We start from the raw sequence: 4,762 nt of genomic DNA on the forward strand, positions 1-4,762 counted from the left end.
GGCCAGGGGGATCGGGGTGGTCAGTTCGAGGGTGTTGCCGGAGCTGGCGACGGCCACAGCGACAGCGCCAGCGGCCATGGCCACCAGTGCGGTGCGTGCCTTGAGGGAGTTCGAGGGGCCCTCGCCGCGCGCCGTGCGCGGAGCCGCGCCGGGCTCGTCGATCACCGGAATGTCGCCGACACGGGGGAGTTCGCCGGTGGCGTCCTCCTCAGTCGCCGGGACGGCGACGGTCGTGGCGACCGGATGATTCTCGCTGGCCTGGATACCGAGCGCCTGCAGGACCGACATCTCGCCGTCCGGTCGCGGAGTCGTCGTCGGCGGCGTGAGGCCGAGGCGAACCGAGCGGGGCGGCAGGGGAATATCGCGCGTCGTCGGGCCGCCGACCTCATCCAAGAAACCGTTCGTGCGGTCGACGACGGCCGTCGCTCCATCCTGATTGCGCGTCACGTCAGTCACCTCTATTTCGCCGTACGTGTTGTAACCATCCCGTTATCAACCCTATGAACGGTAGCGGTGCCCGAGGTGCGCTGTCCAGCAGTGGATCCCAGATTGGGGGACAGATCTCGGTTACAGGCCTTCTACCGGCCAGTTTCGATCTACCGGCGGGTAAGTGATTTCTTGCACAAGCGCCCAGGACTGGCCGGAGCGGGAAGGTCAAGCGACTACAGTTCTCTGTGGCCCACGTTACCCACGCGGGGCATCTTTCCAACACACACATCAGATGGTGAGCTGAATGGATCTCTTCGAATACCAGGCGAAGGAATTGTTCGTTAAGCACGGCGTTCCTTCGAGTGCGGGTTCCGTGGCCGAGGCTTCGGCCGACGCGCACGCGATCGCCCAACAGATCGGCAAGGCCGTGATGGTCAAGGCCCAGGTCAAGACGGGCGGTCGAGGTAAGGCCGGTGGCGTGAAATTCGCCGCCACCGCAGACGAAGCCCTTACCCACGCGCAGAACATCCTCGGCCTGGACATCAAGGGCCATATCGTCAAAAAACTGCTGGTCACCGAGGCGAAGGACATCGCCGAGGAGTACTACATCTCGTTCCTGCTCGATCGCGCCAACCGCGACTACCTGGCCATGTGCTCGGTGGAGGGCGGCATGGAGATCGAAGAGGTCGCGGCCACTAAGCCCGACCGTCTTGCCAAGATTTCGATTGACCCGGTCGTCGGCGTCGACGTCGCCAAAGCCCGGGAGATCGCCAAGGCTGGCCATCTGCCGGAGGAGATCCTCGACGCCGCGGCGGTAACCATCGCCAAGCTGTGGGAGGTCTTCGTCGAAGAAGACGCGCTCCTGGTAGAGGTCAATCCGCTGGTCCGTACGCCGGAGGACGAGATCCTCGCGCTCGACGGCAAGGTGACCCTGGACGGCAACGCTGACTTCCGGCATCCCGACCATGCGGTGTTCGAAGACAAAGAAGCCACCGATCCCCTGGAGCTCAAGGCCAAGGAGAACGACCTCAACTACGTCAAGCTCGACGGTCAGGTCGGTGTGATCGGTAACGGTGCGGGGCTGGTGATGAGCACCCTCGACGTCGTCGCCTACGCCGGCGAGCTGCACGGCGGCGTCAAGCCCGCCAACTTCCTGGATATCGGCGGCGGCGCGTCTGCTGACGTGATGGCGGCCGGTCTAGACGTGATCCTGGGCGACGACCAGGTCAAGAGTGTGTTCGTGAATGTCTTCGGCGGTATCACCTCGTGCGACGCGGTGGCCAACGGCATTGTCGGAGCTCTGCAGCAACTAGGCGACGCCGCCACCAAGCCACTCGTGGTGCGCTTGGACGGCAACAACGTTGAAGAGGGTCGCAAGATCCTGGCGGACGCGAACCACCCGCTGGTGACGCTCGCCGAGTCGATGGACGAAGGCGCCGATAAGGCCGCCGCACTGGCGAACAAGTAAGGGGCCACACAAACATGTCGATCTACCTCAATCGTGACAACAAGGTCATCGTCCAGGGCATCACCGGCGGCGAAGGCACCAAGCACACCGCTCTGATGCTCAAGGCGGGAACCAACATCGTCGGCGGCGTCAACGCGCGCAAGGCCGGCACCACTGTCAAGCACGTCGACGCGGCTGGCCGCGAGATCGAGCTGCCGGTGTTCGCGACCGTGGCTGAGGCCATGGAGAAGACCGGGGCCGACACCTCGATCGCTTTTGTGCCACCGACGTTCTCCAAGGACGCCATCATCGAGGCCGTCGACGCCGAGATCCCGCTGCTGGTGGTCATCACCGAGGGCATTCCGGTGCAGGACTCGGCGTATGCGTGGGCGTACAACCTCGATAAGGGCAACAAGACCCGCATCATCGGCCCGAACTGCCCAGGCATCATCACTCCCGGTGAGGCACTGGTGGGCATCACGCCGAACAACATCACCGGGAAGGGACCGATCGGACTGGTCTCCAAGTCCGGAACCCTGACCTACCAGATGATGTACGAGCTGCGTGACCTCGGCTTCTCCACCGCTATCGGAATCGGCGGCGATCCGGTGATCGGTACGACGCATATCGATGCGATCGAGGCCTTCGAGTCCGATCCGGAGACCAAGGTCATCGTCATGATCGGTGAAATCGGCGGCGACGCCGAGGAGCGGGCAGCCGACTACATCAAGGCCAACGTCACCAAGCCGGTCGTCGGCTATGTCGCGGGCTTCACCGCACCCGAGGGCAAGACCATGGGCCACGCCGGCGCCATCGTCTCCGGCAGCTCGGGTACGGCACAGGGCAAGAAGGAGGCCCTTGAGGCCGCGGGTGTGAAGGTCGGCAAGACGCCGAGCGAGACCGCCCGCCTGGCGCGCGAGATCCTCGACACGCTGTAAGCGGCATCTGTCCCAGACGTAACCACACAGACCCGGCAGACGCTCTATGGCGTCGCCGGGTCTGTGACGTTTCGGTAGGGACAACAGGCATACTGAGCCGATGACCGAGATGGCGCGCGTAACCCAGCCCGGACCACTCCGGTGGATCGCGGCGATTCCCCGGGAGCTCAGTGCGCTCCCGCGCACGGTGGCTGCCGTCCCGGGCGAGCTGATCCGAGGGGTGCTCGACGAGGTCTTCGACTACCTGCGCCAGACCGACCTCACCTCGGTGGTGCTCTCCGCTGTCGACCTCAATCGGGTGATGTCCACCGTCGACCTGCAAGCCATGCTGCGCCGGATGGATCTGAACCAGCTCCTGGAGACTGTCGACCTGAACCCATTGCTGAAGACAGTTGACCTGAATCAGCTCCTGGAAACAGTTGATCTGAACGCACTGCTTGCCACTGTCGATCTCAATCCGCTGCTGGCGCGGGTGGACCTGAACGTGGTGCTCGAGGGCGTTGACCTCGACGCCATGCTCGACCGCACCGATCTGGTCGGCGTGGCGGGGACCGTCGTGGATGGCATCGACTTGACCGGCATTGTCCGGCAGGCCAGTGCCTCGATGACCACCGAGATGATCACCGACGTGCGCAGCGGCAGCGAACGCGCCGACGATCGGGTCGACGACTTCGTCAACCGGGTGCTGCGTCGCTCGGCCCGGAGCGACGAACAATGACCCAGGTGCACGCCGAGACGCGGACCGCGGGCCTGGTGACTCGGGCGTTGGCCGCGATGATCGACTTGGCGTTCGTCGGAGTGATGATGGCTGGTTTTTACCTGGGAATCGCGGGTGTGCTCTTTCTCATCCGGGTCAGCGATTATCACTGGCCGACGGCGAGCTGGCTATTCACTGTGCCCATTTATCTGGGGCTCGACGTCGCATACCAGGCCATCTGCTGGACCGGATTCGGTCGCACGGTGGGGCAGCACCTGATGGGGTTGCGCGTGGTGCGGCGCACGTCGCTCAAGCGGCTGCATGCGCTGCAAGCGCTGGGCCGCTCCGCGTTCTGCGTGTTCTTTCCGATCGGGCTCTTCTGGGTCGCTTTCTCGCCGACACGCAGGTCGGTACAGGATATCGCGGTCCGCTCCCGAGTGATCTATCGCTGAGCCGACCGGATTTGCGCTGGCGTCGTCCATCCGGCCGACACCTCGGGCTCGTCAGACCTGCGTGGTTCAATTGCGGCTATGACTGAGAATCCCAATTACGGCGAAACCTGGACGGGCGCTCCGGGCCACCAGCAGGTCAACCAGCCGCCAGCTCCGGGCACCCATCCTGGCCAGCAGTTCCCGACCTACGGTCAGCCGCAGCAGGCCCCGTACGGTGCGCCCCAGTACGGCCCCAACCCGCAAGGCACCTACGGTGTCCCGGCGCAACCCGCTGGTCCGTCGTTCTTCACGCAGCTGCCGCTGCCGTACAAACTGGCCGTGGGTTCGGGTATCGCCGGTGTCATCACCTACTTCATGGGTTTCGTTGCCTGGATTTCGGTCGGTGAGGAGATCGAGCGCAAGGCGGAGCGGTGGGCCGACGAGATGAACGGCGATTTCGGCGTTCCAGCCTTCCTGACCATGGTTTTTACTCCGGGTTACTTCCTGCTTTTCTTGGGTGCTGCGGGTGTCGCCTCGTTCGCATTCCTGGTTCCCAAGTGGCGCAAGTACTTGCCGCAGGTTGCCGGCCTGGTCGTCCTCTCGTGGCTCGGGCTACTGGCTTGCGCGCTGGCCCTCCCTAGCTTCATCAGCCTCGGCGCTGGCGCGATCATCGCGCTGATCCTCGGCTCCGTGCAGCTTGCGCTGATCGGTGCCGCGGTGATCCTGGACGGACGCGCCGACGACAAGTAGTAGCGGTGACCACTTCGCGCAGCCAGGCTAAGGCTGCTCGACGTGCCGAATTGCTCGACGCCGCGGCGCG

The 4,762-nt window shown here is 64.4% G+C and carries 5 protein-coding genes and 1 pseudogene; 5 read left to right on the forward strand and 1 reads right to left on the reverse strand.

Annotated features, from left to right (window positions below; all coding sequences use genetic code 11):
• A pseudogene (locus tag WAW85_RS06055) lies at window positions 1–447 on the reverse strand (hypothetical protein); the annotation flags it as partial.
• A 286-nt stretch (window positions 448–733) separates the two neighbouring features.
• On the opposite strand from WAW85_RS06055, the gene sucC reads away from it, so the two are divergent.
• The 5 genes from sucC to WAW85_RS06080 all read left to right on the forward strand — a co-directional run bounded on the left by sucC (window position 734) and on the right by WAW85_RS06080 (window position 4,692).
• Window positions 734–1,897 carry an ADP-forming succinate--CoA ligase subunit beta gene (gene sucC / locus WAW85_RS06060; protein WP_422558734.1) on the forward strand — a complete coding sequence of 388 codons (1,164 nt, stop codon included), beginning with the start codon at window positions 734–736 and terminating at the stop codon, window positions 1,895–1,897.
• Window positions 1,898–1,911: 14 nt separating this feature from the next.
• Window positions 1,912–2,814: a succinate--CoA ligase subunit alpha gene (sucD, locus tag WAW85_RS06065; RefSeq protein WP_422558735.1), complete on the forward strand. Its 903-nt coding sequence runs from the start codon at window positions 1,912–1,914 to the stop codon at window positions 2,812–2,814.
• A 100-nt stretch (window positions 2,815–2,914) separates the two neighbouring features.
• Window positions 2,915–3,532 (forward strand): hypothetical protein, encoded by a 618-nt coding sequence (locus tag WAW85_RS06070; protein WP_422558736.1) that lies wholly within the window; start codon window positions 2,915–2,917, stop codon window positions 3,530–3,532.
• Window positions 3,529–3,963, forward strand: a complete 435-nt coding sequence (locus WAW85_RS06075) for an RDD family protein (protein ID WP_422558737.1) — start codon at window positions 3,529–3,531, stop codon at window positions 3,961–3,963. Before WAW85_RS06070 ends, WAW85_RS06075 begins: the two co-directional genes overlap by 4 nt.
• Window positions 3,964–4,041: 78 nt before the next feature.
• Window positions 4,042–4,692 carry a DUF5336 domain-containing protein gene (locus WAW85_RS06080; RefSeq protein WP_422558738.1) on the forward strand — a complete coding sequence of 217 codons (651 nt, stop codon included), beginning with the start codon at window positions 4,042–4,044 and terminating at the stop codon, window positions 4,690–4,692.
• The last annotated feature ends 70 nt before the right edge of the window (window positions 4,693–4,762 follow it).

The organism is Gordonia sp. (in: high G+C Gram-positive bacteria), from assembly GCF_049299075.1.
In the GTDB taxonomy this organism is placed as follows: domain Bacteria; phylum Actinomycetota; class Actinomycetes; order Mycobacteriales; family Mycobacteriaceae; genus Gordonia.

Coding starts and splice junctions, on each gene's coding strand:
- sucC (WP_422558734.1), top strand. CDS start 734: ATGGATCTCTTCGAATACCAGGCGAAGGAATTGTTCGTTAAGCACGGC.
- sucD (WP_422558735.1), top strand. CDS start 1,912: ATGTCGATCTACCTCAATCGTGACAACAAGGTCATCGTCCAGGGCATC.
- WAW85_RS06070 (WP_422558736.1), top strand. CDS start 2,915: ATGACCGAGATGGCGCGCGTAACCCAGCCCGGACCACTCCGGTGGATC.
- WAW85_RS06080 (WP_422558738.1), top strand. CDS start 4,042: ATGACTGAGAATCCCAATTACGGCGAAACCTGGACGGGCGCTCCGGGC.
- WAW85_RS06075 (WP_422558737.1), top strand. CDS start 3,529: ATGACCCAGGTGCACGCCGAGACGCGGACCGCGGGCCTGGTGACTCGG.